Origin of the sequence: Scandinavium hiltneri (assembly GCF_024764835.1) — a bacterium.
Lineage (GTDB): Bacteria > Pseudomonadota > Gammaproteobacteria > Enterobacterales > Enterobacteriaceae > Scandinavium > Scandinavium hiltneri.
The window spans coordinates 223,610-247,204 of the sequence record NZ_JALIGE010000072.1 but is presented as its reverse complement, the minus strand read 5'-3'; the positions used below and the strand labels follow the sequence as shown (position 1 = coordinate 247,204).

Genomic DNA, 23,595 nt, shown 5'->3' with positions numbered 1-23,595 from the left:
GCTTCCGGTTATTGCCCGACGTTTTCTCCTTTATTGACACGACTCACCCCCAGGCTAAGCAGGTTTGCAACAACGACGACATTATCGCAAACCTGGACGCGCATGGGGGGGCTCCGACATGGCGACTAATTCCTCTGTCGAACTCACGTCGCAGGCGGGTAAACCGCAGCTGCGCAAATCTTTAAAACTCTGGCAGGTGGTGGTGATGGGGCTGGCCTATCTCACCCCGATGTCGGTGTTTGATACTTTCGGTATTGTTTCCGGCATCAGCAACGGGCATGTACCGGCGTCGTATTTGTTGGCGCTGGCGGGTGTGTTGTTTACTGCGATAAGCTACGGAAAACTGGTTCGCCAGTTCCCGCAGGCGGGCTCCGCGTATACCTACGCGCAAAAATCCATTAGCCCGCACGTCGGCTTTATGGTTGGCTGGTCATCGCTGCTGGATTATCTGTTCCTGCCAATGATTAACGTCCTGCTGGCGAAAATCTATCTCTCCGCGCTGTTCCCCGGTGTGGCGCCATGGATTTGGGTCGTCGGCTTTGTGGCAATTCTCACCGCCGCTAACCTGAAAAGCGTCAACCTGGTGGCGAACTTCAATACCTTGTTCGTGCTGGTGCAGATTTGCATCATGGTGGTGTTCATCATCCTGGTGGTGCAAGGGCTGCATAAAGGAGAGGGCGTCGGTACCGTCTGGTCGCTGCAGCCGTTCATTAGTCAGAACGCGCACCTGATCCCGATTATCACCGGGGCGACGATAGTCTGCTTCTCGTTCCTCGGTTTTGATGCGGTGACCACGCTGTCTGAAGAAACCCCGGATGCGGCGAAGACTATCCCGAAAGCGATTTTCCTGACGGCGGTGTACGGCGGGATAATCTTCATTGTGGCGTCGTTCTTCATGCAGCTGTTCTTCCCGGATATCAGCCGCTTCAAGAACCCGGATGCCGCACTGCCGGAGATAGCGCTGTACGTTGGCGGCAAGCTGTTCCAGTCGATTTTCCTCTGCACCACCTTTGTGAACACGCTGGCGTCTGGTCTGGCATCACATGCGAGTGTGTCGCGCCTGCTGTACGTGATGGGCCGTGATAATGTGTTCCCGGAAAAATACTTCGGTTACGTGCATCCGAAATGGCGCACTCCGGCGCTGAACGTGCTGATGGTCGGCGTGGTTTCGCTGTCGGCGCTGTTCTTCGACCTGGTGACTGCGACGGCGTTGATTAACTTTGGTGCGCTGGTGGCGTTTACCTTCGTAAATCTGTCAGTGTTCAACCATTTCTGGCGTCGTGAAGGGCGTAACAAAACCTGGAAAGATAAGGTGAATTACCTGATCCTGCCGCTGATTGGTGCCGCCACTGTCGCCGTGTTGTGGATAAACCTGGAAGCGACGTCCTTAACGCTGGGTCTGGTGTGGGCCGGCGTCGGTTTACTGTATCTGGCGTACCTCACCGGACGCTTCCGCAAGCCACCACCGCAATTCGATGCAGCAAAAGCGGAGCGGGCCTGGGAGTGATTTTTACCCAGTCTGTGGAAGAAATCGGCAAACGATTAAAATTGTGAAAAACAGCCTTTGACAAGGCGCGGGCGCATCGATAATATGCGCCCCGTTCACACGATTCCTCTGTAGTTCAGTCGGTAGAACGGCGGACTGTTAATCCGTATGTCACTGGTTCGAGTCCAGTCAGAGGAGCCATATTTAAGAAGCCTGCTCAGGAAACTGAGCGGGCTTTTTGCTTTTTTGCGCTTACCCTTATCAGGCCGACAAATTCAAAATGCTGCACTGAACCGTAGGCCCGGCAAGCCTGCGCCGCCGGGCGTTGAGATGGCCTTAACTTACCTGCACCCGAACCGGAGCCGTTGCGGCGAACAGCCACGGACGGGCATCGCTGTCGACGCGTGGAGAAAGCACTTCACGCACCTGCTGGTGGTAATTGTCCAGCCACTGCTTTTCGCGGTCGGTGAGCAGATTGAGCTCAACCTGACTGATGTCGATTGGGATAAGCGTCAGCGATGCGAAGCGGCAGAATCCCGGCATGCCATCGATCACCTCCACCTGATTCTCGATGCGGATCCCGTATTCACCTTCCAGATAATACCCCGGCTCGATGGTCATGATGTTGCCCGCTACCAGCGGCCACAGGTTGACCTTTTTCGCGATTCGGTGCGGCGCTTCGTGGATCAGCAACTGATGCCCGACGCCGTGCCCGGTACCGTGATCGAAATCAATCCCCAACTCCCACAGATGACGGCGTGCAAACGCATCGATCTGATGCCCAAAGCTGCCCGCAGGGAACTGCAAAGTGATTAACGATAAAAACCCTTTCAGCACCGCGGTGTAGTGTAATTTACGCTGCGGATCTAACGGGCCAAATGCCAGGGTTCGTGTGGCATCGGTTGTGCCGTTATGGTACTGACCGCCAGAATCGTTCAGATAGAAGCTGTCGGCGGTGATCGCGGCGTTGGTGGTTTCGCTGGAGTGGTAATGGCACATCGCGGCGTTTGCCCCCGCGGCAGAAATCGTGTCAAAACTCGACTCGATAAAGTTTTCCTGCTGCTCGCGGAAGGTGAGCTGTTTGGCCTGCGCTTCCAGCTCCGTCAGCGGGTTTCCAGCCGTCAGACGCGCCGGAACTTCGTGCGCCAGCCAGGCGAGGAAATTCACCCACGCGGCACCGTCTTTTTGGTGACTGTCGCGATAACCTTCCAGCTCGACACTGTTCTTGGTCGCTTTGATAAGCGTGATCGGGTCTGCGGCCCAGTGCACCTCGCCGCCGTACTGTTCTACGGCAAAACGCAGCGCAACCGGCGCACTGTCGGCATCAAGCTGAATGCGCTTCCCGCCAGCAATCTGCTGGCAGCGTGGCACCAGTTGGTCTATTGGCGACAGCGTCAGGCTGGAGAGCAGAGTCTGTGGTAAACCGGACGTTTTTCCGGCATCGACAAACCACTCCACATCCTGGTTGCGGCTTAATAAAAGGAAGGACAGTGGCACCGGGCTAGTGGCGATATCCGCCCCGCGAACGTTGAGCAGCCAGGCGATATTGTCCGGCTGGGTGACGACCAGAAAATCCGCGCCGTGAGTATCCAGAATCGCAGCGACACGCGCGCGTTTGTCGTCGCTGCTTTCGCCCGCGACGCCGAGCGGCATTTCGCGGATGGCACCATTTGGCGCAGCAGGGCGGTCATGCCAGATTGCAGCAAACGGATCGTCAGCCAGCGGCACGAGTTTGCACCCGGTGGCGCTCAGGGCGTCAAACTGGCTGTTCACCATCAACATCGGATCAAATCCAATGCGGCTTCCGGCGGGCAGATGCGTCTCCAGCGGCGCATTATGCAAATGATGGATTTCCCAGGCCTGCACATCGACTTCATTGCGGACCTGGACCTGATATCGGCCATCCACCAGAATCAGCGCGCAGTCCTGAAGCACCAGAGCGGCACCCGCAGAGCCGGTAAAACCTGTCAGCCACGCCAGTTTATTATCATGCGGCGCGGCGTATTCGCTCTGCCACGCATCGGCACGTGGCACAATCATGCCATCCAGCGCATGCGTGCGAAGGTAAGTACGCAAGGCAGAAAGAGTTGATGTCGGTTGCATTGTTATTATCCTGATTTTTAACGGAACGGCGGTTCGTTGAAGGTGCGCAGCTTACGCGAATGCAGTTTGTCGCCTTCCGCACGGAGCAGATCGATGGCGCGAATGCCTATCTGCAGATGCTCGGAAATGGCCCCTTCATAGAAGCGGTTCGCCTGGCCCGGCAGTTTAATCTCGCCGTGCAACGGTTTGTCCGACACGCACAGTAAGGTGCCGTACGGCACACGGAAACGGTAACCCTGCGCGGCAATGGTGGCGCTTTCCATGTCAATCGCCACGGCGCGGCTGAGGTTAAAGCGCAGCGCGGAGGCGGAATAGCGCAGCTCCCAGTTACGGTCATCAGTGGTCACGACGGTACCGGTACGCAGACGGTGTTTAACTTCTTCGCCGGGCATGCCGCTGACCTGTTTGGTGGCGTCATACAGCGCGCGCTGCACTTCGGCGATGCTTGGAATCGGAATGTCCGGCGGCAGAACGGCGTCGAGCACGTGGTCGTCACGCAGATACGCGTGGGCCAGTACGTAATCGCCAATGGTCTGGCTTTCACGCAGGCCGCCGCAGTGACCAATCATCAGCCACACGTCCGGGCGCAGTACCGCCAGGTGGTCGCAAATGTTTTTGGCATTCGCCGGGCCAACGCCGATGTTAATCAGCGTAATGCCCTGACCGTCTTTGGTAATCAGGTGCCAGGCGGGCATCTGGTGCTTTTTCCACGCCAGATCGGACACGGCGGTTTCCGGCGCTTCGGTATCGGCGGTGATCCACACGCCGCCGGCGCAGGAAAGGGCGACATACGGGCTGTCCGGATCGAGAATTTGGCTGCATCCCCAGCGGACAAACTCATCCACATAGCGGGTGTAGTTGGTGAACAGGACGAACGGCTGGAAATGTTCGACCGGCGTGCCGGTGTAGTGGCGCAGTCGGGCGAGGGAGAAATCCACACGGCGGGCGTCAAAATGCGACAGCGGGTACTGTTCCGTTGGATGGAACAGACCATCGGCAGTTTCATCGCCAATCTGCGCCAGATCGGTAGTCGGGAAATGGCGCGTCAGACCGGCGCTCATCGAGCGATCCAGCGTCAGCGTGGAGCCGTCAATCACATAAGGATACGGAATTTCATGCTGCGACAGCTCGACGGTGATGTGCGCGCCGTAATCCTGATATAGCGAGGTCAGCTGTTCCAGGAGATACGGGCTGAATAATGTCGGCTGGGTAATGGTGGTGGTGTAGCAACCGGCGTGGGTAAAACGGCCCCAGGCGCGGGTTTTCAGCGCATTATGCGCTTCGCCATCCCAGGAAACGGACAGTGCAGGGTAAACAAATAACCCTTTCGCACGCTGTTCGCTGTCGGGCAGAACGTTAGCGTTAATAAAGCGGCCAATGGCTTCACGTAGCGCAGTCACCGATTGGTTGTAGAGCGCATCGAGTTGTTTCAGCGCTTGTTCCGGGGTCAGACCGGCACCCTTATTATTCATCATTCGCTCCTTCATTCAGCTCTGCGGTGTTACCCGATAGTATGTCACAGGAATGTGAAACAAAAGCCAGCGGAAAAAACTGAAGAATGAGGACATTCTAAAAAACGATATCGTTGTCCCGGGATATCAAACCGCCATAACGAACCCGTGGTGACGCAAAAAAATATTTCTTAACGGTTTGATTTTAGTTAAGGTAATCGTTTGCTTTTAATAGGGAAGTCGTGGTGATGAATAATAAGACAATCGTGATGTCCGTGGCAGCGTGCTGCATGGCAGTCTCTTCGTTAAGTTTGGCTCAGCAGCGTGTCACAGGGCCGATTGTTATCCAGGGGGCGATGCCCGTCGAAGCAGAGCGTTTCGCCCAACGGCTTGATAATCCACAAGAGCTGGATATTGGCGGTTGGCGCTTCTGGCGCGGGACGGTTGATGGTTATCCGGTCGTGGTTTCTGAGACCCTGAAAGGGATGTCTAATGCCTCTGCGGCCACGGCTATTGCTGCGACGCAGTTTCACCCGGTGGCTATCATTAACCAGGGAACCGCTGGCGGGCATGACCCGGCACTGAAAGTGTATGACATTGTATTAGGCAAATACTCGGTTAACCTGGGGGCGTTTAAAACACCTCGCAAGCAGATGGGCGAGGGCAGCGACCCATTACAATGGAAACCGATGGATCTATTGGCCTCGAAGGGGAGTGCAGGTGAGGATAAGACCCCGCATACAATCCGTAAATTCCCGGCAGACGCACAGCTTCTCTCCGTGGCGGAAAGCGTGAAAGAGAGCTATAAGAAGGGCAACGTCGTGGAAGGGGTTATCGGGTCAGCCGATATGTGGAACAGTGAACTGGACCGCATCCACGCATTCCACAGTAACTATCAGACTTCCGTCGAAGAGATGGAGACCGCCTCCGCGGCGCAGATTTCCGCGGCCTTTAACATTCCGTTTGTGGGGATCCGGATCCTGTCGAACAACATTACCAATCAGGGAGCCTATGACCCGCAAACGGGGCTGGCCTGTCAGGATTATGTTTATCAGGTGGTGAAAGCCTACATTGCTAAAGTTCAGGGCCAAAAGCCTGAATAATCGTCTGTAGAGGCTGGCGGGCGTTTACCGCGTTACAGGCGTACAGATGCGCCTGTAACCTCTGAAGAGTGTGTAAGCCGCTCCAGGAAAGGCTATTCGATAAAAGCAAAAAGCCCGCTTAAGTTTCCTTAAGCGGGCTTCTTAAATATGGCTCCTCTGACTGGACTCGAACCAGTGACATACGGATTAACAGTCCGCCGTTCTACCGACTGAACTACAGAGGAATCGTTTGAACGGGGCAAATAGTAGCGATGCCTGAGCAGCATGTCAAAGCTTGTATGCACTCCTTGTGTTTGATTGCTGACAATTTCAGCAAAACACACGCAATTGCTGAAAATTAGCACAGGGCGCACTGAGTTGGTGCACCTCGTTCCCTGATGGGGCGTAGAGCAATCAGGGAACGGATTACTAAAAGCAGCGAAATTATTAGCATCTCTTATTCTGCGGCCTGTCTGGGCCTTCTTGTCCGGATGGTCAAAAACTGGCAAGCATATTGCAACACCTCCGGCTACTGAATCGCCGGCGTTGGCACTGGCATCCCGAACTGGAGGCAAAATGAATTTAAGACGACTTAAATACTTCGTAAAAATCGTCGATATCGGTAGCCTGACTCAGGCTGCTGAGGTGTTGCACATCGCTCAACCCGCATTAAGCCAGCAGGTGGCTACGCTGGAAGGCGAGATGGATCAGCAGCTCCTTATCCGCACCAAACGGGGAGTGACGCCGACAGAAGCCGGTAAAATTCTCTACACCCATGCGCGGACAATTTTGCGGCAGTGCGAACAAGCACAGATGGCGGTGTGTAATATCGGTCAGACCCTGAGCGGCCAGGTGTCGATTGGGCTCGCCCCGGGCACCGCCGCATCATCCATTACCATGCCGCTGCTTCAGGCGGTGCGTAACGAATTGCCTGAAGTCACGGTGTATCTGCATGAAAACAGCGGCACCGTGCTGAACGATAAACTGCTCGGCGGGCAGCTCGATATGGCGGTGCTGTATGAGCGTTCACCGGTGGCCGGGATTACCAGCCAGCAATTGCTGAAAGAAGATTTGTGGCTGGTCGGCACTCGCGATTGTCCAGGGCAGAGCGTGGACCTGGCGGCGATTGCTGAGATGAATCTTTTCCTGCCGCGCGACTACAGCGCGGTGCGGGCGCGGGTCGATGAAGCCTTTTCGCTGCGTCGTCTGACGGCGAAAATTATCGGCGAAATTGAATCGCTCTCGACCCTGACCGCCGCAATTGCCAGCGGAATGGGGGTGACGGTGCTGCCGGAGTCTGCTGCGCGTTCGCTGTGCGGTGCGGCTAACGGCTGGATGGCGCGCATCACCACGCCGTCAATGAGTTTACCGCTGTCGCTGAACATGTCGGCCCGCGGGTCGCTGTCTCCGCAGGCTAATGCGGTGAAAGATATTTTGATGTCGCTGGTCAGCCGTCCTTCGCTGGAGAATCGCGAACTGCTGATGGTCAGCTAAGCGTTATGCTTTAAAAGCATAAGTTGCGGGTTTTTATTATTTGTTCCCCAGAGGCGCAGACTCTAACAATAGCGTTATATCTGCAGGCCTCTGGAGGAAAGGGTGAATTTCCAGCAACTCAAAATTATTCGCGAGGCGGCGCGGCAGGATTACAACCTGACCGAAGTCGCCAACATGCTTTACACCTCGCAGTCCGGCGTGAGCCGGCACATTCGCGAGCTGGAAGAAGAGCTCGGTATTGAGATTTTCATCCGTCGCGGCAAGCGCCTGCTCGGGATGACCGAGCCTGGCAAAGCGCTGCTGGTCATTGCTGAGCGTATCCTTAACGAGGCGAGCAATGTGCGTCGTCTTGCCGACCTGTTTACTAATGACGCTTCCGGCGTGCTGACCATCGCCACCACGCATACCCAGGCGCGATACAGTTTGCCGCCGGTTATTAAGGCGTTCCGGGAATTATTCAAAGAAGTCAGACTGGAACTGATTCAGGGCACGCCGCAGGAAATTGACGCGCTGCTGCATAACGGCGGGGCGGATATCGGCATCGCCAGCGAGCGTTTGAGCAATGATCCAACTCTGGCGGCGTTCCCGTGGTTCCGCTGGCATCACAACCTGCTGGTGCCGGAAGGGCATCCCCTGACTCAAACCGTCCCGCTGACGCTGGAAGCCATCGCACGCTGGCCGCTCATCACCTATCGCCAGGGCATCACCGGGCGGTCACGCATCGACGAAGCGTTTAATCGCAAAGGGCTGGTGCCGGATATCGTGCTGAGCGCGCAGGATTCCGACGTCATCAAAACTTATGTCGAACTCGGGTTGGGAATTGGGCTGGTGGCCGAACAGTCTGGCGATAATCAGGAAACAGGCCGGTTGACCCGGCTGGACACTCACCATTTATTTGATGCCAACACGGTCTGGTTGGGCCTGAAACGCGGTCAGCTCCAGCGCAACTATGTCTGGCGCTTTCTGGAGCTGTGCAATGCGGGCTTGTCGGTCGAGGAGATCAAACGACAGGTGATGGAGCCGGAAGAAGTGGCGATTGATTATCAGATTTAAATAAGCAAAAAGCCCGCTCAGTTTCCTGAGCAGGCTTCTTAAATATGGCTCCTCTGACTGGACTCGAACCAGTGACATACGGATTAACAGTCCGCCGTTCTACCGACTGAACTACAGAGGAATCGTGTGAACGAGGCGCATATTAAAGGGCGGCCTTTTTTGTGTCAACCCTAAATTTAACTACCTGATTCAATTGCATGAAATAAAGGCAATGTGCCGTTTTAGTGTACTACGCGCAGATTAATGCTTTCATCACTGCCATTCTCACGAATTCGCTGGAGCGGATCCTGATGATAAAAATGACAGAAACGCTGCCACAGCGCGGGGAAGCGCGGAGCAAACAGTTCTGGTGCGCTGAAGAAGTATTCTGAGAGCACGGCGAAACATTCAGCAGGGTCCGTCGCGGCATACGCATCGATACTGGCGGCACTTTCACCCACGAGATCAATTTCATCCTGAATGTTGTTCATCGCCGCATGGAGGTCATGTTCCCAGCCTGCGACCTCGCGAAGGGGGACTGGCGGTACGCCGTTGGCGCGATCGCCATTACGCACATCAAGCTTATGCGCCACTTCATGGACAATAAGGTTAAAACCGGAGGCGTCGAATGAATCCTGAATATCCAGCCAGTTCAGCACAATCGGACCCTGTTGCCAGCTTTGCCCAGACTGCACCACGCGTTGGCTGTGGATCAGGCCAATATCATCTTCCCACTCGTCGTCGACCACGAACGGGGCAGGGTAAATCAGTACTTCATGGAAACCGTCGAGCCACTCGATCCCGAGAGAAAGCACAGGCAGACAAAACAGCATCGCGATGCGCGCCGTTTGCAGTGGGTCCAGTTCAAGCCCCTGCAAAGGAACAAGGCGTTTATGCTGCAGGAAACGGTCCGCCAGCTGAGTGAGTCTGAGCTGTTCTTCCGGTGAAAGACTCGCCAGGACAGGAATGGCAAGTGCCTGCTCCCAAGGAATATCCTCGCTAAGGGGAGCGTCATGTGCTTTCCAGGGCCATTTAATCATCGCTTTGCTCGCAAACTCGTCACTTGATATCAATTGAAGGGACAGGGTCTGTTAAAATGCCAAAGAACCTGGCATCATGGCAACCACTCAGCGGAGAGATGCCGGAGCGGCTGAACGGACTAGTCTCGAAAACTAGAGTAGGGGCAACTCTACCGGGGGTTCAAATCCCCCTCTCTCCGCCACTATTCAATCACTTACACCGTTTCGTTTCAGTGACCAAAATCTCATTGATACAATCTATGAAATTTTGTTGAGAAAATCCTGACTTCCCGTCGACCTGTTTCTTGATCCAGTATAGTCCTCGCGGACTCACCTCTACGTCGTGCCCATAGCGTAAAGCAAAAAGGCAGAAATGTCTGATGACCACATCTGCCTTTGTTCAGTCCTCGTTAGTGCTCAAAATTCAGCGTGCGTCCATCGGCAAGCGTCGCCTTCAGAGTGTGTGCCGCCAGTCCGTCGACGGTTTTATCGCTGAAATTCGCGGTCAGCACCGATCCATCGCTAAATGTTGTTTGCTGCACCCAGCCCTCTTTATCCAGCCATTGGAACCCCGTCAGCGCTTTATCCCACAGCGCTTCATGCAATACGCGGAAACGGGCATCGGCTTTAATGACTTCCGGTAATCTTTCTTTCAGCGTGCTTCGACTGAGGTTGAAAAGCGGCGGCGTATTATACAGCTCGCTCAGCAGCGCGCGCGTGGTTTTCACATCGCTGAATTTGAGGTTGTCATAGGTCCAGTGGTGGGTGGCGATCACCGCATCATGGAACACCGCCTGGTACAACGGCAGGCGATAGCGCGGGTCGAACATCACGGTACGATAAAGCGGTTTTACCTTCGCCGGGCTGAAAAATGTTGCCGGTTGCGCGCTCGGCCACCAGATGCCGAGATAGTAAGGCGACGCTTTGTTTTGCCGCATATCCTTGTCACCCCAGCCAAATCCCCAGGTTTCCGTTCCGTGCGCAAACATAATGTGGCGGGCGGTTACCGCATTGCCGTCTTCTGAGCCCAACGGCAATTTGAGGGTATTACTGAACCAGGCCATGCGCGCGTTACGATCGGCGGCCATTTGAGCCGCCCCCGTCGGATGCTCCGTCTGGTAGTCGTCCGAAACCATCCCGGTTCCGTCCACGTCGAGGAACAGACTGTTTAAGCCGCTGAGCTGAATCAGCTCACGCATTCTGGCCTGAGAATAGGGCAATATGCAGCCTGGGTTGAGATAGTAACCGTCGCCGCCGAAGCCCGGCAATTTGGTGCCGTCCGCGCGAACGATGGCGCATTTTTCCGTAATTTCATGTGGTAGCTGCGCGGTGAGCCAGCTGTCATTCACGCCCGGCGGAATGCCGGTATCATAAGAGTCGTAACTCCCGATCAGATAGCCTGCTTCTTTTGCGCGCTCAACCGCTTGCGGATGCAGGAAATCGACGGTCCAGTTATCGGTGCCCAGCCACAGGCGTTCTAAACCTGCTTTCTTCAATGCCGCGATCACCGGGTCAGACAAGCCGGGTCCCCACTGCTCTGGTGGCGCAAGATAGTCCCCCAGCAATTGCTGAGCCAGCTGGCGCACTTTAACCGCTTGCTGCTGCTGCGCCGTCAAAAATGATGGGCTTTCGGGCGTAACATTCAGCGGCGCCAGGGCCACCAGCGCGCGGTTGATGGCGTCTGTCAGAGACAGTTTTTGCCAGTCGCCAGGCGCGTGACCCGGTAATTTTTCAATCGCCTTTCTGTCTTCAGCTGTCATCTTCTGCCAGATTTTCGCGCCCGCAGGTGACCGCAGATAGTCAATCAGGCCCGGCCAGTTTTTGACATCTTCCTGAGCCAGCAGCGTGTTGCCCCACAAATAAATGTGCGTCGCGCCAATCAGCTTTTTGCCTTCCGGCGCGGTGACCATTTTCTCGCGCAGCGAACTGAACTGATGACTTTGTTGCAGATATTCGCGATAGCGAATGGCACCCGACAGCGGCGTCGTTCCGACATGCAGTAACACATCGAAGGACTGCTGCTGATTAAAGCGATTGAACGCGTGCGAGCTCTGCATCGCTAATTGATTACCCGTCATCGTAAAAGAAATTTGATTGCTGAAGGGGGTCAATTGCAGCCAGCTGTAGGTCATTCCTTGTTGCTCCAGACCCCAGAACGGCAGTTTCAAATCGAAATTAGTGTCGACAGTGGAAAGGGCGGTGGTCAGATACGTCAGCCACTGGACATTATCCAGCGGGATGCGGCTGCCTTCGCCGATCGGCAGCTGCAGAGTGCTGAAGTGAGGCGGCAGGCTAAACCAGTTGACGGCCTGCGGCCGATCGCTGCGGATAGTCAGGTACAGATCCGGGCCGTCTGGTTTGGCCGTAATCTGAATGTTGCGATCCGGCCAGCGCCAGTTTGCCTGCGCGGAGGATGCCTGGAGTTCGCTGACTTTTTGCGTCGGTTGAGGGTTGTTTACGACCACGGCGTCAGCGCTGATTTGCAGCGTGGCCGGATCGATAGTGAATTTTACGTCACCCTGTTGTAACAGGACGGCGGATACAGGCGAGAGATGCAATAACGTTGCAAAAAAAATCAAACTGCCCCGGCGCTTTTTCATAAGGATCTCACTGGCGGAAATAGAGGAATAGTGATTGTTGTAATGGGGGGAGGTGGAATGTCGTCGGTGCCATACCTCCAGTGTGTTAGCACGGTAAAGATGAAAAACACCGATATTATTATGGATTACGCATTTTATAACAAGATAATATGCTGTTAATGTGATCCTGCGTGGTGATTTCCGACCTTGTTTTCTGAAATGCAGGCACAAAAAAGCCCGCTCACGGCGGGCCTGATTAGGGAGGACATCAGTTAGAACTGGTAAATCATGCCAACGCCAACAACGTCATCGGTAGAAATCCCGTTGTCGTTGTAGAAATCGTCATCGCCATCCAGCAGGTTGATTTTGTAATCAACGTAGGTGGTGAAGTTTTTGTTGAAGTAGTAATACGCGCCCACATCGATGTAGTTCACCAGATCCTGGTCAACGTAATCAATATTGCCATTGCCGGTGATATTACCGCCAAGATCAACACCTTTTGAATAGACCCACGCTAAGGACGGACGCAGGCCGAAGTCGAACTGATACTGCGCCACGGCTTCAAAGTTCTGCGTTTTGTTCGCGATGCCTTCATCACCGTATGGCGTCATGTTCAGGGTTTCGGAGTACATCATCGCCAGATAAACCTGGTGGGCGTCGTATTTGCCACCGATGGTCCACGCCTGGGCTTCTTCGCCACCGGCATATTTGCTGTAACGATTGTTGCCGGCACCTGCACCTTCCTGCTTGTTGGTACGGTCAGAGGAGGAGTAGGCGGCGCCTACGCTCAGACCCATACCGAAATCGTAGACAGTGGAAAGACCGTAGCCGTCGCCATTCTGGAAGCGAACATCACGACCGTTATTGGTACCTTCCTGATCTTCGTTTGCATTGGTGTCTTCGTTAGTGCCCTGATACTGCAGGGCGAAACTCAAGCCATCGACCAGACCGAAGAAGTCAGAGTTGCGGTAAGTCGCCAGACCGTTAGCACGACCAACCATATAGTTGTCGGTCCAGGAGTAGGAGTCGCCACCGAATACCGGCAGCATATCGGCCCAGGCTTCCACATCGTACACTACGCCGTAGTTACGGCCGTAATCGAAGGATCCGTAGTCGCCGAATTTCAGACCGGCATACGCCAGACGCGTCCACGCAGTATTGCCACCGTTATCTTCCGTGTTGTTGGCCATCATTTTGTATTCCCACTGGCCAAATCCAATGAGATCATTCGTAATCTGGGTCTCACCTTTGAAACCTACTTGCACGTAGGTCGCATCGCCATCGTCGCCTGCATTGTCTGAGAACTGATGACGGGCATCAACTTTGCCGTATAAATCCAGTTTATTACCGTCTTTATTATAAATCTCAGCCGCATTTGCTGCGCCAGCCAACAGTAAGGCCGGCACGAGAATTGCCAATACATTTCTTTTCATTATACATTCCTTTGAATGGTTTATTTTATGAATGAAAGCAGCGCTATCCAGGCTTCAAAATGATAATCGCTACTGAGTTCAGTTTAATTTAAATAAAAGGCGTAAGTAAATTATTAAAATCAACTTCAATGGTTTCTGTGTGCGTTTGCATATATTATCTTAATGAAATATCCGGTTGTTATTCATGATGGTTATTCATTGTTTTTTATGATTTTTTATCACTCTTTTAGTGATTGCTTTAAATATGATTCACCAAATCAATGAGTGTATTTTAACTAATCGTTGTGCTTATCGAAAAAAGCAAAAAAAACCTGACAAAATATTTTGTCAGGTCATTATTAACGATAATAAAAGTGAGTGCAGTGTAAAAACAACAAAAGGCAGGGGATATTTTCATAGAGGGGCAGAAAAATAAAGTGTGAAAGCAGACTATTTGCAGAACTGCTATCCTCACACCTCCATTGCTGAAGAATGAGGGAGTAATGACAGTGCAATCCTGGCAACAACGCTTTGAAAACTGGCTGATCCAGCATCACGATAATGACGACGCTGCCCATGATATTTCGCATTTTCGCCGTGTCTGGGCCACCTCTCAACGCTTGTCTGAGGGCGAAAAGGTCAATGAGCGCGTCATCCTGACGGCCTGTTATTTTCATGACATCGTCAGCCTGCCGAAAAATCATCCGCAACGCAGTCGTTCGTCGATAATGGCGGCGCAAAAAACGTTGACCATCCTGCGCGACGATTTCCCTGATTTCCCCGAATCTCTCTATCCTGCTGTGGCGCATGCGATTGAAGCGCACAGTCACAGCGCCAACATCATGCCAACCACGCGCGAAGCCAAAATTGTACAGGATGCCGACAGGCTGGAATCGCTGGGGGCTATTGGTCTGGCGCGGGTGTTTACCGTGGCGGGCCGCTTAAATGTTTCCCTGTTCAACGCCGACGATCCGTTTGCTGATTCCCGTCCGCTTAATGATCAGCGATACGCCCTCGATCATTTTCAGAACAAACTCCTTCGACTCCCGGCCACCATGCAAACTGAGCAGGGTAAAGCCCTGGCCGTGCACAATGCCCGCTATTTGGTGCAGTTTATGGCCAAAATCAGCGCAGAGTTGCAGGGTGACTATCTGGAATATGATGAGGATATTCTGACGCGTTTTGCGCCGCACGCCTGAGTTCACCCGTGGAAATTGTGTTACTCTCAGCGAAAATGGTCTGTCCCGGTTACTGAAATGCAGCACACTCTTACTCGCACTCTCCCCTCTCAAGACGCGGAATATTCCGGGCCAGACGCACAGGCACTGCTGAATCAGCTGCTGACGATATACGATTTAAAAACCCTCGTGGCAACGCTCAACGCCGTGGGAGAACAGCACTGGAGCCCGGCAATTTTGAAGCGCGCGACCGACAACGGGAAAATCAATCGCCGCCTGGGTGATAATGAGTTTTCCCGGCTGGCGGCACTGCTGCCGCAGCCTTCCGCGCATCCCACTTCATTTCGCTTTATCGATTTATTTGCCGGCATCGGCGGGATCCGCAACGGCTTTGAAGCCATCGGCGGCCAGTGCGTGTTTACCAGCGAATGGAACAAGCACGCCGTTCGCACCTATAAAGCCAACTGGTACTGCGACCCGGCTGAACATCAGTTTAATGAAGACATCCGCGACGTGACGCTCAGCCACAAAGCAGACGTCAGCGACAGCGAAGCTGCGGCGCATATTCGTCGCGTTATCCCGCAGCACGACGTGTTGCTGGCGGGCTTTCCGTGTCAGCCGTTTTCGCTGGCGGGCGTGTCGAAGAAAAATGCGATGGGACGGGCGCACGGCTTTGCCTGCGATACGCAAGGCACGCTGTTTTTTGACGTGGCGCGGATCATTGATGCCTGTCGTCCGGCCATTTTTGTGCTGGAAAACGTCAAGAACCTGAAAAGCCACGACGGGGGTAAAACCTTCCACATCATCATGCAAACGTTAGATGCCCTGGGCTACGATGTGTCTGATTCTGCGGAAATGGGCGCTGATGATCCGAAAATCATCGACGGTCAGCATTTCCTGCCGCAGCACCGCGAACGCATCGTGCTGGTGGGTTTTCGTCGGGATCAGAAGCTGCATCAGGGCTTCACGCTCCGTGATTTACCCGCGCTGTATCCGGAACGTCGCCCAACGTTTGGTGAATTACTTGAGCCCACGGTTGACACCAAATTTATCCTCACCCCGGTGCTGTGGAAATACCTGTATCGCTATGCCAAAAAGCATCAGGCGCGCGGCAACGGTTTTGGCTATGGGCTGGTTGATCCGACCCGACCTGGCAGCGTGGCGCGCACGCTTTCCGCACGTTATTACAAAGACGGTGCGGAGATCCTCATCGATAGAGGATGGGACAAGGCGCTCGGTGAGCAGAATTTTGACGATCCGCATAATCAGCAGCGACGTCCGCGTCGTCTGACGCCGCGCGAATGTGCGCGCCTGATGGGCTTTGAATCGCCGCAGGGTTATCAGTTCCGCATTCCGGTGTCCGATACTCAGGCTTATCGCCAGTTTGGCAACTCGGTGGTGGTTCCCGCATTTGCGGCGGTAGCGAAATTGCTCAAATCCCGCATTTTGCAGGCGGTGGAACTGCGTCAGGCAGAGAAAGCCGATGGCGGACGTTCATAACCCCGCCACAAGAAGCAAAAATATGCGTGCCATCGGCACGCAGAATACCGCCATTGAAAAACGCCTTGCCGCATTGCTGAACGACGCGGGTTTTGATTACACCGTCCAGGATGCGACCTTGCCCGGACGCCCCGATTTTGTCCTCTCCGATTACCGCTGTATTCTCTTTACGCACGGCTGTTTCTGGCATCATCACGACTGCTATCTGTTTAAAGTCCCCGAAACACGGACCGACTTCTGGCTGCAAAAAATGGGCAAAAATGTGGCGCGAGACGCCCGCGATATAGCATTGCTCCAGCAGCAGGGCTGGCGGGTGCTGGTGGTCTGGGAATGTGCGCTGCGAGGAAAACGGAAACTCAGTGATACGGCGTTAACGGACAGGCTGGAAGAGTGGATCTGCGGCGGCGAAGGCAGCGCGCAGATCGACACTCAGGGCATTGCGCCGCTGGCGGTTACTTCTCCTGCTCACAAGGCGTAGCGGGTGGTGAACGCTGGAGCGACGTTGCGAATAAGAGACATATAGGCATCTATGGCAATCAGCGAGTCGAAAACTACCAGATAAGCCACCGCCAGAAAGCGTCGGCATTTGCGTCAAACGTTAACGGGAAAACTAACCGTCTGGCGAGCGTTTTAATTCGCAAGCTATGTTGTATTTTTGTTGACACTTTGTATGCATGGGCGCGCGGCGTCTTTTGCTTCATACTGTAGGGCAAATTGAAGCATGAAAAACGGAAGGAGCATCACGTGGCCGGAAGCAGTCTTTTAACCTTACTCGACGATATTGCCACGCTGCTGGACGATATTTCGCTGATGGGCAAACTGGCGGCGAAAAAAACCGCCGGAGTACTGGGGGATGATTTGTCGCTCAACGCGCAGCAGGTATCGGGTGTGCGCGCCAATCGTGAGTTGCCGGTGGTGTGGAGCGTAGCGAAAGGGTCATTCCTGAATAAGGTGATCCTCGTGCCGCTGGCGTTGTTAATTAGCGCCTTTTTACCGTGGGCCATCACGCCACTTCTGATGATTGGCGGGGCGTTCCTGTGCTTTGAAGGTGTAGAAAAAGTGCTGCATTCTCTGCACGCGCGCAAGCACAAAGAAGAGCCAGAGGAGCGCAAGCAGCGCCTGGCAACGATCGCCAAACAGGACCCGGTGGAGTTTGAGCGCGATAAAGTAAAAGGCGCGGTGCGCACGGATTTCATTCTGTCTGCCGAAATCGTGGCGATTACGCTCGGCATTGTGGCTGATGCACCGCTGCTCAACCAGGTCCTTGTCCTCTCCGGCATTGCCATCCTTGTCACCGTTGGCGTATATGGCCTGGTGGGCGTGATTGTTAAACTTGACGACATGGGCTATTGGCTGGTGGAGAAAACCAGCGCCATCGCGCAGACGGTGGGCAAAGCGTTGCTGTTTATCGCGCCGTTACTGATGAAAGTTCTGACGGTAGTCGGGACGCTGGCGATGTTTTTAGTCGGCGGCGGGATCGTGGTTCACGGTATCGCGCCTTTACATCATCTCATTGAACATTTTGCCGCAGAGCAGGGTGGCATCGTTGCACTGCTCGCGCCAACGTTGTTTAATTTGATCTTCGGTTTTGTGGTTGGCGCGGTTGTTCTGACGGGCGTCAACCTGGTCTCGCGGCTGCGTTCGGCTACGTAAATATTTTTTAGCGACTACGCAAAGCCCGTCATTTTCAGCTATCGTGAAACAGTTTCACTCTGATACCGGAGGCAGTCATGGTCTTTTTGGTCAGTGATGAAGTTAAGCCGAAAATGGGTGGGCCGCGTATGGTTGTCACCGGCTATGCCAGCGGAATGATTGAATGCCGTTGGTATGATGGGTTTGGCGTTAAGCGGGAAGCGTTCCGCGAAGACGAACTCATGCCGGGAGATAGGCGGATTCAAGATGAGGCATAACGACCCCGCCCGGCTAATGCCGGGCGTTTTCGTTGGTCGTGACGCAGTATCAGGGAATGTTCAGGGAGTTTGAGTGCACCACGTTACACGAGTGGAAAATCCGCGCTGGCTGAATAGACTCAGCCGTTACAGCAACCCGGGTCGGGTGGTGAATGTTTGTTTTTTTGTCGTGCTGCTGTTTTCGACGCTGCTGACCTGGCGCGAAGTGGCCGTTCTTGAAGACGCCTATATTTCCAGCCAGCGCAACACGCTGGAAAACGTGGCGCATGAATTCAACAACCAGCTGCAAATCAACATTGATCGGCTGACGTTTTACCGCAACGGTATGCAGGCGGCTCTTCGCACGCCGCTGACTTTCGAAGGGATCAACCGTGCCGATGCGGAGTTTCAGCGCAAGCGCGCGCTGCATCAGTGGTCCATTTCTCTGGACAACCGCCGCACGCTACCGGTGCACGGCGTTTCCGATGCCTTCGTCGATGAAACGACCCTCCTCTCGCGCGATAACACGCTGCTCGGTAACGAATTGACCGCCACGCTGGAAGTGGGCTATCTGCTGCGACTCTCCACCACCCTTAAACGCACGACGCAGCAAATGATATATGTGTCGCGTGCCGGTTTTTTTATCGCTAACAATCCGCTGGGCAGCAATGATGAGACGGTCGAGCAGTATTACGCCCTGGTCACCAGCCCGTGGTTTACCGCGCATACTGAACACAATAATCCACAGCGGGGTATTCGCTGGTTAAGCTGGATGGCCGACATGCCAAAAGGCGAAGTCCGCCGTGTAGCCGTTTCGCTGCCCGTGGATTATGAACATTACTGGCACGGCGTGCTGGCGATTGAGTTTTCCCTGGCGCAAATGAAGCAGCTGCTGACCACCGCCATTCAGGGTGAGGCCGAAGGCGAATACCGTCTGTACGACCGCAAAATGAACCTGCTCGCCAGCTCTCTGGCGCCGGGGACCACCCCATCGCCGTTGAGCGCGCCGGAAAAAGCCCAACTGGCGCAGGCGTTTGAGCATGACGATCGCGGCGGCCTGCGCTTTACCACCCGTTATGTTAACTGGGAAAAAATACGCAATTTTGATGGCATCCTGCTGCGTATTCACAATCTTGATGAGGGTGTGCGCGGTGATTTCGGCACTATTTCAATTGCGCTGGGCCTGCTGTGGGCGCTCTTTACCTCAATGCTGATTTTATCGTGGGTGGTGATTCGCCGGATGGTACGCAACATGAGCACGTTGCAGGAATCGCTGCAATGGCAGGCGTGGCATGACGGCCTGACCCGCTTGTACAACCGCAGTTCATTGTTCGATTTAGCCGGTAAAGCGGCGAAGCAGAGTGAGGCTCAGGGCCTGTCGGTGTCGGTGATTCAGCTCGATCTCGATTACTTCAAACGCATCAATGACCGCTTCGGTCATCAGGCGGGCGACCGGGTGCTGACCCACGTGGCGGGCACCATCGGCGCGCAAATTCGCGAAACGGATTTGGCCGGACGCGTTGGCGGGGAAGAGTTTTGTATCGTCCTGCCTGGCGCGTCGCGGGAAGACGCCTGCGCAATGGCAGAACGTATTCGGGCGAGAATTCACAGTCGTGAAATCCTGATTGGCAAAAGTGCGACGCTACGGATCAGCGCTTCGTTTGGCGTCAGCAGCAGTGATGAGAAAGGGATGTTTGATATCGAATATCTGCAATCCATTGCCGACGGTCGTCTGTATCTGGCGAAGCAAACAGGGCGCAACCGGGTGTGCTGTCAGGACGATGACAGCCAGTAATCCAGCCCTTCACGCCAGCCGTCCGGGCCGCTTTGACGGGTGTGATACACCCGCTCGGGGGAATTATCCTTCAGCCTGACGCCCTCTCTATTTAAGCCTTTGACCACCACAGCATAGTCGGTAGTGTCGAGCAGCGGGGCATCGTTCGGACCGTCGCCTAAACCAATTGACACCCGCCGGAATTCTTCCCTTTCCTGAAAGCGGCTCAGCAGCCAGGTTACCGCCTGGTCTTTGCCGCCTCGCTCATCCAGCACGTGCCAGAACCGCGCGCCCTGCACAAACTGCAGGCCAAGCGACGAAAGCGTCGCGGTAAATTCGAGCATCTTTTCATCGGTATCGCGCCAGATAAGGCTTTCGGAGGCCTCATGCAGACGTGAGAGTTCGGCATGCCGCAGATTCATGCCGGTCCATTCGCGGATGGTTTGCTCATTTACGTCAGAAAATGTCGTGAACTTAAAGCCGTCATTTTCCCGTAACTGTTGCAGGATACGCTGGATTTCTTCATGAGGAGAGCCGGTGATCAGGCGTGGATACTCCTCTTCGTCCTGCCACTCTCCGGCCAGCTGAATCACCGCGCCATTCTCGGCAATCAGCGGCTGTGCGCCCAGGTCCAGTTCTTTTTGCAGCAGCATCATCTCGACCGCCGTTTTACTGCTGCACAGAACCACCGGCACATTGTGTTGCTTCAGGCGTAATAGCCAGTCGCGGGCGGGTTCCCATAACTGGGTGTGGCTGTCGAGTAGAGTGCCCTCAACGTCGGTAAATACAATAAGGGGCTGATCCAGTTCGGGCATTACCTCTCCTTAAACGTAAACTCAGGCAAGAAAAATCTTAAATATATTCATGGTGTTTATGAATATTGCTTGTCTTACAAAAAAATTGAGGATAATGTCTTATCCGCATCAGATTTCTTGGTGTAACGAATTTTCAAGTGCTTCTTGCTAAAGCAAGCTTCAACCCGATCACTCCATGGTCGGGTTTTTTTTGGCCTGCGTTCAGCGATTCACTTCCGTGATGCTGAAATCATGGATATCAAGCTCAAAGGCTTCGGCCAGCTCGCGCCAAGTGTGGTACTCACGTCCATCAATACTGACATGATGGGTGGAGTCTCCGGCGCGGTGCACTTCGCTTTCGCTGATTTCGTTGATGGCGTCGAGCAGGGCATCCACATCAACGTTCACTTCGCGCTTGGCTGTTTCGCTATACTCTTTGGCAGTTTTCATTGCGGGATCCTCATTTGTTCTCCCAGCATAAAGTATAGACCGTTGAAAAAAACACCCATTGGCGCGCTGGACGCTGTCAGCACGGGCGTTTTGTTCTACACTGGCTGAAGTAAAAGACAGGAGAAAAGGTATGCAGGTTAACGATCGAGTAACGGTCAAAACGGACGGTGGCCCGCGTCGGCCAGGTGTGGTGCTGGCAGTAGAGCAATTCAGTGAAGGGACGATGTACCTGGTTTCACTGGAAGATTACCCGATGGGGATCTGGTTCTTTAATGAGTCGGGCCATGATGACGGCATTTTTGTCGAAAAAGTAGGCTAAACGTCTTTCCACTGGCGGAGAAATTCCGCCAGTGCAGCGCATTATTTCAACGCATATTGACGTAGATCCCGCTAGTCACATTATCTGTCAATCGGACAACGTGATAAATAACCTGTTTATTGTGGGTTTTTATTTTCTTTTTAATATTACCTTTATGTGATGATACCGTTTTGGCCTTAATATTCATCTGATCGGATATTTGAATCGTTCCCTGTCCCGACATCCACATCTTTAGCATATTCGATTCAGTCCTGCTTAGAGATAAAGTGGGGATGTTAACCCGGCTAACGCTACCGCTAATCTTCTGCAGATAATCCGCCAGAATACCGTCCAGGGATTCAGGTTTAATCGATTTCGAGCTAATAAGCAGATTATCCCGAACCAACAAATACTCATCAAAATGGAGATTGGCAATTGCCATAAATACGATAAAAAGTGTCCTGGGGTGTTGATTAATGATCTGCTTTATTTGCTGACTGCTGTCTGTATCGTGGATAAAGCAGTCTTCATTAATGAACACGACAGCCGGGCGTAATGTCCCGCATGCCTCTTCAAGCTCACTGATGGTCTCGACGTCGCCGATATCACGTTTCCTTATCCCCCGACTGGTCAAGTACCCGGTTAGTCCAAGCCGGGTGTAACTGCATAGATCCATAATAATCGTTGACATGGCATACCCTCACTCAATGCGTAACGATAATTAACCCATAGCCCGATTGTCTCTTATTTGTCACAACGCGCTAAACCTGTAATGACAAAGAGCAAAGGAAGAGAATCGAGCGGCCTCAACTATCCCGTAAAGTTACGTATAATTTGCCAGGAATCATCTTAAAGTAAAGTAAATGTTAGGTTCTGTGAGGGCCGTAAAAACAATTAACCCGCGCCAGATATATCCTGGTAAATGTTTTCTAAGTTGGGATTTAAGAATATCCTTAGGATGACCCTTTTATTATAAGGGAGAATTTATCTTTGGCATCTCGCTGATAATATCCGCTAATAGATCGAACAATTCGCTGAATAGATGTTCACAGAAGGGCGCAATGAGGGGCATTAACGCGGCCATCAAAATAATACCGACGGTCAGGGTAATCGGGAAGCCAATAACAAACACCGACAGCTGTGGGGCCATGCGGTTGAGCATCCCCAGTGCCAGGTTAATGGTTAACAACAGGGTGATTACCGGCAGCGCCAGCATCAGCCCGTTGAGGAAGATAAGCCCACCTGCGCGCGTAAGAGCCATAAAGGCGTTGCTGTTGAGCGGATGGCCGCCAATCGGCAGGGTATGAAAGGTATCGACCAGCAGCGAAATCAGCCACAGATGGCCGTTAAACACCAGAAACAGCAGCATCGCCAGCATATCCATAATCCGGGCCAATACGGGCATACTCAAATGGCTGCTGGGGTCGACGAAGGTCGCAAATGACAGGCCCATCTGCAGGCCGATAACCTCCCCGGCGGTTCGCACCGCGGCGAATGCAAACTGCATGGTAAAACCGAGCGCAGTGCCAATCAGGATTTGCTGCAACGCCAACCATAGCGCGTTCGGGGAAAACAGCGTCACGTCGGTGGCGGGGAGGGAAGGCGCAATAATAAAAGTGATGATAACCCCGAGGCCCAGCTTGACGCGCTTTGGCACCGATTGCTCACTGAGGATTGGCGCGGTGGAAATCAACGCCAGCACGCGCAGCAGCGGCCAGAAATAGAGGCTAAGCCAGTGCAGCCATTGGTCGCTGGTGACGTGTAGCATCCGTCTTATCCGATGATGTATGGCAGATTGGTGAACAGCGTACGCACATAATCGAGCAGCAGGTTCAGCATCCACGGGCCAGCAACGATAATCGCCACGAATACCGCGATGATTTTTGGAATGAACGACAGGGTCATTTCGTTAATCTGGGTTGCCGCCTGCAAAATACTGATCAGCAGACCGGTCACCAGCGCCACCAGCAGCAGCGGAGCCGCCAGTGCCAGCGCGACTTTCATGGCCTCCGTGCCAAGCATCATTACCGATTCAGGCGTCATGGTGGCAATCC

General features: G+C 53.8%; 21 protein-coding genes, 4 tRNA genes and 1 pseudogene. 13 read left to right on the top strand and 13 right to left on the bottom strand.

All coding sequences use genetic code 11. From position 1 onward, the window contains the following. The first annotated feature begins 118 nt into the window (after nucleotides 1-118). The gene (locus MUU47_RS10065; protein ID WP_258988065.1) at nucleotides 119-1,507 is read left to right on the top strand and encodes an APC family permease; all 1,389 of its coding nucleotides are present in this window, start codon (nucleotides 119-121) and stop codon (nucleotides 1,505-1,507) included. Nucleotides 1,508-1,611: 104 nt separating this feature from the next. Continuing rightward, nucleotides 1,612-1,687: transfer RNA gene (locus tag MUU47_RS10060), tRNA-Asn, on the top strand. Between the two features lie 135 nt (nucleotides 1,688-1,822). On the opposite strand, the gene MUU47_RS10055 is transcribed toward MUU47_RS10060, so the two are convergent. Continuing rightward, nucleotides 1,823-3,589, bottom strand: a complete 1,767-nt coding sequence (locus MUU47_RS10055) for an aminopeptidase P family protein (protein ID WP_258988064.1) — start codon at nucleotides 3,587-3,589, stop codon at nucleotides 1,823-1,825. A 17-nt stretch (nucleotides 3,590-3,606) separates the two neighbouring features. After that, the gene (locus tag MUU47_RS10050; protein ID WP_258988182.1) at nucleotides 3,607-5,061 is read right to left on the bottom strand and encodes an AMP nucleosidase; all 1,455 of its coding nucleotides are present in this window, start codon (nucleotides 5,059-5,061) and stop codon (nucleotides 3,607-3,609) included. 227 nt (nucleotides 5,062-5,288) lie between these two features. Between MUU47_RS10050 and MUU47_RS10045 the strand changes: the two genes are divergently transcribed. Beyond that, nucleotides 5,289-6,143, top strand: coding sequence for a 5'-methylthioadenosine/S-adenosylhomocysteine nucleosidase (locus MUU47_RS10045; RefSeq protein WP_258988062.1), 855 nt, complete (start codon nucleotides 5,289-5,291; stop codon nucleotides 6,141-6,143). A gap of 148 nt (nucleotides 6,144-6,291) precedes the next feature. On the opposite strand, the gene MUU47_RS10040 is transcribed toward MUU47_RS10045, so the two are convergent. Continuing rightward, a tRNA-Asn gene (locus MUU47_RS10040) sits at nucleotides 6,292-6,367 on the bottom strand. A 331-nt stretch (nucleotides 6,368-6,698) separates the two neighbouring features. On the opposite strand from MUU47_RS10040, the gene nac reads away from it, so the two are divergent. Both nac and cbl read left to right on the top strand, forming a co-directional pair. Further along, on the top strand, nucleotides 6,699-7,616 hold the full coding sequence (gene nac / locus MUU47_RS10035) for a nitrogen assimilation transcriptional regulator NAC (protein WP_258988060.1): 918 nt from the start codon (nucleotides 6,699-6,701) through the stop codon (nucleotides 7,614-7,616). 102 nt (nucleotides 7,617-7,718) lie between these two features. Further along, the gene (gene cbl, locus MUU47_RS10030; RefSeq protein WP_258988059.1) at nucleotides 7,719-8,669 is read left to right on the top strand and encodes an HTH-type transcriptional regulator Cbl; all 951 of its coding nucleotides are present in this window, start codon (nucleotides 7,719-7,721) and stop codon (nucleotides 8,667-8,669) included. Between the two features lie 45 nt (nucleotides 8,670-8,714). Here cbl and MUU47_RS10025 read toward each other — a convergent pair. Together MUU47_RS10025 and mtfA are read right to left on the bottom strand one after the other, a co-directional pair. After that, nucleotides 8,715-8,790, bottom strand: a tRNA-Asn gene (locus tag MUU47_RS10025). Between the two features lie 100 nt (nucleotides 8,791-8,890). Further along, on the bottom strand, nucleotides 8,891-9,688 hold the full coding sequence (mtfA, locus tag MUU47_RS10020) for a DgsA anti-repressor MtfA (RefSeq protein WP_258988058.1): 798 nt from the start codon (nucleotides 9,686-9,688) through the stop codon (nucleotides 8,891-8,893). A gap of 92 nt (nucleotides 9,689-9,780) precedes the next feature. Here mtfA and MUU47_RS10015 point away from each other — a divergent pair. Then, nucleotides 9,781-9,870 (top strand) — tRNA-Ser (locus tag MUU47_RS10015). Between the two features lie 207 nt (nucleotides 9,871-10,077). On the opposite strand, the gene MUU47_RS10010 is transcribed toward MUU47_RS10015, so the two are convergent. Continuing rightward, on the bottom strand, nucleotides 10,078-12,267 hold the full coding sequence (locus MUU47_RS10010) for a glycoside hydrolase (RefSeq protein ID WP_258988057.1): 2,190 nt from the start codon (nucleotides 12,265-12,267) through the stop codon (nucleotides 10,078-10,080). A 251-nt stretch (nucleotides 12,268-12,518) separates the two neighbouring features. Then, nucleotides 12,519-13,679: a porin OmpC gene (gene ompC, locus MUU47_RS10005; RefSeq protein ID WP_258988056.1), complete on the bottom strand. Its 1,161-nt coding sequence runs from the start codon at nucleotides 13,677-13,679 to the stop codon at nucleotides 12,519-12,521. 482 nt (nucleotides 13,680-14,161) lie between these two features. On the opposite strand from ompC, the gene MUU47_RS10000 reads away from it, so the two are divergent. From MUU47_RS10000 to MUU47_RS09990, 3 genes are read left to right on the top strand one after another with little or no spacing between them, the layout of a single operon-like run. Continuing rightward, nucleotides 14,162-14,857 carry a phosphohydrolase gene (locus MUU47_RS10000; protein WP_258988055.1) on the top strand — a complete coding sequence of 232 codons (696 nt, stop codon included), beginning with the start codon at nucleotides 14,162-14,164 and terminating at the stop codon, nucleotides 14,855-14,857. A gap of 57 nt (nucleotides 14,858-14,914) precedes the next feature. Beyond that, nucleotides 14,915-16,336 (top strand): DNA cytosine methyltransferase, encoded by a 1,422-nt coding sequence (locus MUU47_RS09995; RefSeq protein WP_258988054.1) that lies wholly within the window; start codon nucleotides 14,915-14,917, stop codon nucleotides 16,334-16,336. Then, nucleotides 16,320-16,814, top strand: a complete 495-nt coding sequence (locus tag MUU47_RS09990; RefSeq protein WP_258988053.1) for a very short patch repair endonuclease — start codon at nucleotides 16,320-16,322, stop codon at nucleotides 16,812-16,814. The genes MUU47_RS09995 and MUU47_RS09990 overlap by 17 nt, the downstream gene beginning before the upstream one ends. Here MUU47_RS09990 and MUU47_RS09985 read toward each other — a convergent pair. Beyond that, nucleotides 16,808-16,912 (bottom strand): annotated as a pseudogene (locus tag MUU47_RS09985) (EamA family transporter); the annotation flags it as partial. The gene MUU47_RS09990 and the pseudogene MUU47_RS09985 overlap by 7 nt on opposite strands. A gap of 168 nt (nucleotides 16,913-17,080) precedes the next feature. Between MUU47_RS09985 and MUU47_RS09980 the strand changes: the two are divergent. From MUU47_RS09980 to dgcQ, 3 genes are all read left to right on the top strand, one after another. After that, complete coding sequence (locus MUU47_RS09980) at nucleotides 17,081-17,989, top strand: DUF808 domain-containing protein (protein ID WP_258988052.1); 909 nt, start codon at nucleotides 17,081-17,083, stop codon at nucleotides 17,987-17,989. A gap of 77 nt (nucleotides 17,990-18,066) precedes the next feature. Continuing rightward, on the top strand, nucleotides 18,067-18,246 hold the full coding sequence (locus tag MUU47_RS09975) for a YodC family protein (RefSeq protein ID WP_258988051.1): 180 nt from the start codon (nucleotides 18,067-18,069) through the stop codon (nucleotides 18,244-18,246). Between the two features lie 73 nt (nucleotides 18,247-18,319). Further along, entirely contained in the window at nucleotides 18,320-20,020 is a 1,701-nt protein-coding gene (dgcQ, locus tag MUU47_RS09970) for a cellulose biosynthesis regulator diguanylate cyclase DgcQ (RefSeq protein ID WP_258988050.1), read from the top strand. Here the strand turns inward: dgcQ and MUU47_RS09965 are convergent. Further along, nucleotides 19,999-20,814, bottom strand: a complete 816-nt coding sequence (locus tag MUU47_RS09965) for a mannosyl-3-phosphoglycerate phosphatase-related protein (RefSeq protein ID WP_258988049.1) — start codon at nucleotides 20,812-20,814, stop codon at nucleotides 19,999-20,001. The two genes, dgcQ and MUU47_RS09965, sit on opposite strands and share 22 nt — an antisense overlap. Before the next feature lie 201 nt (nucleotides 20,815-21,015). After that, complete coding sequence (yodD, locus tag MUU47_RS09960) at nucleotides 21,016-21,243, bottom strand: YodD family peroxide/acid resistance protein (protein WP_258988048.1); 228 nt, start codon at nucleotides 21,241-21,243, stop codon at nucleotides 21,016-21,018. 130 nt (nucleotides 21,244-21,373) lie between these two features. Between yodD and dsrB the strand changes: the two genes are divergently transcribed. Next, complete coding sequence (dsrB, locus tag MUU47_RS09955; protein ID WP_159753313.1) at nucleotides 21,374-21,562, top strand: protein DsrB; 189 nt, start codon at nucleotides 21,374-21,376, stop codon at nucleotides 21,560-21,562. A gap of 46 nt (nucleotides 21,563-21,608) precedes the next feature. Here the strand turns inward: dsrB and rcsA are convergent, their stop codons facing one another. The 3 genes from rcsA to fliQ all read right to left on the bottom strand — a co-directional run bounded on the left by rcsA (nucleotide 21,609) and on the right by fliQ (nucleotide 23,584). Next, a complete protein-coding gene (rcsA, locus tag MUU47_RS09950; protein ID WP_258988047.1) occupies nucleotides 21,609-22,232 on the bottom strand; it encodes a transcriptional regulator RcsA in 624 nt (207 codons plus the stop codon). 279 nt (nucleotides 22,233-22,511) lie between these two features. Next, nucleotides 22,512-23,309 carry a flagellar biosynthetic protein FliR gene (gene fliR / locus MUU47_RS09945; RefSeq protein ID WP_258988046.1) on the bottom strand — a complete coding sequence of 266 codons (798 nt, stop codon included), beginning with the start codon at nucleotides 23,307-23,309 and terminating at the stop codon, nucleotides 22,512-22,514. Nucleotides 23,310-23,314: 5 nt separating this feature from the next. Beyond that, nucleotides 23,315-23,584 (bottom strand): flagellar biosynthesis protein FliQ, encoded by a 270-nt coding sequence (gene fliQ / locus MUU47_RS09940; RefSeq protein WP_110509611.1) that lies wholly within the window; start codon nucleotides 23,582-23,584, stop codon nucleotides 23,315-23,317. Nucleotides 23,585-23,595: the final 11 nt, after the last annotated feature.

What these genes read in the sequence shown, in the direction of transcription:
- fliR (WP_258988046.1), bottom strand. Translation starts at nt 23,309, where the DNA reads ATGCTACACGTCACCAGCGACCAATGGCTGCACTGGCTTAGCCTCTAT.
- MUU47_RS09990 (WP_258988053.1), top strand. Translation starts at nt 16,320, where the DNA reads ATGGCGGACGTTCATAACCCCGCCACAAGAAGCAAAAATATGCGTGCC.
- MUU47_RS09965 (WP_258988049.1), bottom strand. Translation starts at nt 20,814, where the DNA reads ATGCCCGAACTGGATCAGCCCCTTATTGTATTTACCGACGTTGAGGGC.
- MUU47_RS10010 (WP_258988057.1), bottom strand. Translation starts at nt 12,267, where the DNA reads ATGAAAAAGCGCCGGGGCAGTTTGATTTTTTTTGCAACGTTATTGCAT.
- MUU47_RS09995 (WP_258988054.1), top strand. Translation starts at nt 14,915, where the DNA reads ATGCAGCACACTCTTACTCGCACTCTCCCCTCTCAAGACGCGGAATAT.
- rcsA (WP_258988047.1), bottom strand. Translation starts at nt 22,232, where the DNA reads ATGTCAACGATTATTATGGATCTATGCAGTTACACCCGGCTTGGACTA.
- mtfA (WP_258988058.1), bottom strand. Translation starts at nt 9,688, where the DNA reads ATGATTAAATGGCCCTGGAAAGCACATGACGCTCCCCTTAGCGAGGAT.
- nac (WP_258988060.1), top strand. Translation starts at nt 6,699, where the DNA reads ATGAATTTAAGACGACTTAAATACTTCGTAAAAATCGTCGATATCGGT.
- MUU47_RS10065 (WP_258988065.1), top strand. Translation starts at nt 119, where the DNA reads ATGGCGACTAATTCCTCTGTCGAACTCACGTCGCAGGCGGGTAAACCG.
- fliQ (WP_110509611.1), bottom strand. Translation starts at nt 23,584, where the DNA reads ATGACGCCTGAATCGGTAATGATGCTTGGCACGGAGGCCATGAAAGTC.
- ompC (WP_258988056.1), bottom strand. Translation starts at nt 13,679, where the DNA reads ATGAAAAGAAATGTATTGGCAATTCTCGTGCCGGCCTTACTGTTGGCT.
- MUU47_RS10050 (WP_258988182.1), bottom strand. Translation starts at nt 5,061, where the DNA reads ATGAATAATAAGGGTGCCGGTCTGACCCCGGAACAAGCGCTGAAACAA.
- dsrB (WP_159753313.1), top strand. Translation starts at nt 21,374, where the DNA reads ATGCAGGTTAACGATCGAGTAACGGTCAAAACGGACGGTGGCCCGCGT.
- MUU47_RS09975 (WP_258988051.1), top strand. Translation starts at nt 18,067, where the DNA reads ATGGTCTTTTTGGTCAGTGATGAAGTTAAGCCGAAAATGGGTGGGCCG.
- MUU47_RS10045 (WP_258988062.1), top strand. Translation starts at nt 5,289, where the DNA reads ATGAATAATAAGACAATCGTGATGTCCGTGGCAGCGTGCTGCATGGCA.
- MUU47_RS10000 (WP_258988055.1), top strand. Translation starts at nt 14,162, where the DNA reads ATGACAGTGCAATCCTGGCAACAACGCTTTGAAAACTGGCTGATCCAG.
- MUU47_RS10055 (WP_258988064.1), bottom strand. Translation starts at nt 3,589, where the DNA reads ATGCAACCGACATCAACTCTTTCTGCCTTGCGTACTTACCTTCGCACG.
- yodD (WP_258988048.1), bottom strand. Translation starts at nt 21,243, where the DNA reads ATGAAAACTGCCAAAGAGTATAGCGAAACAGCCAAGCGCGAAGTGAAC.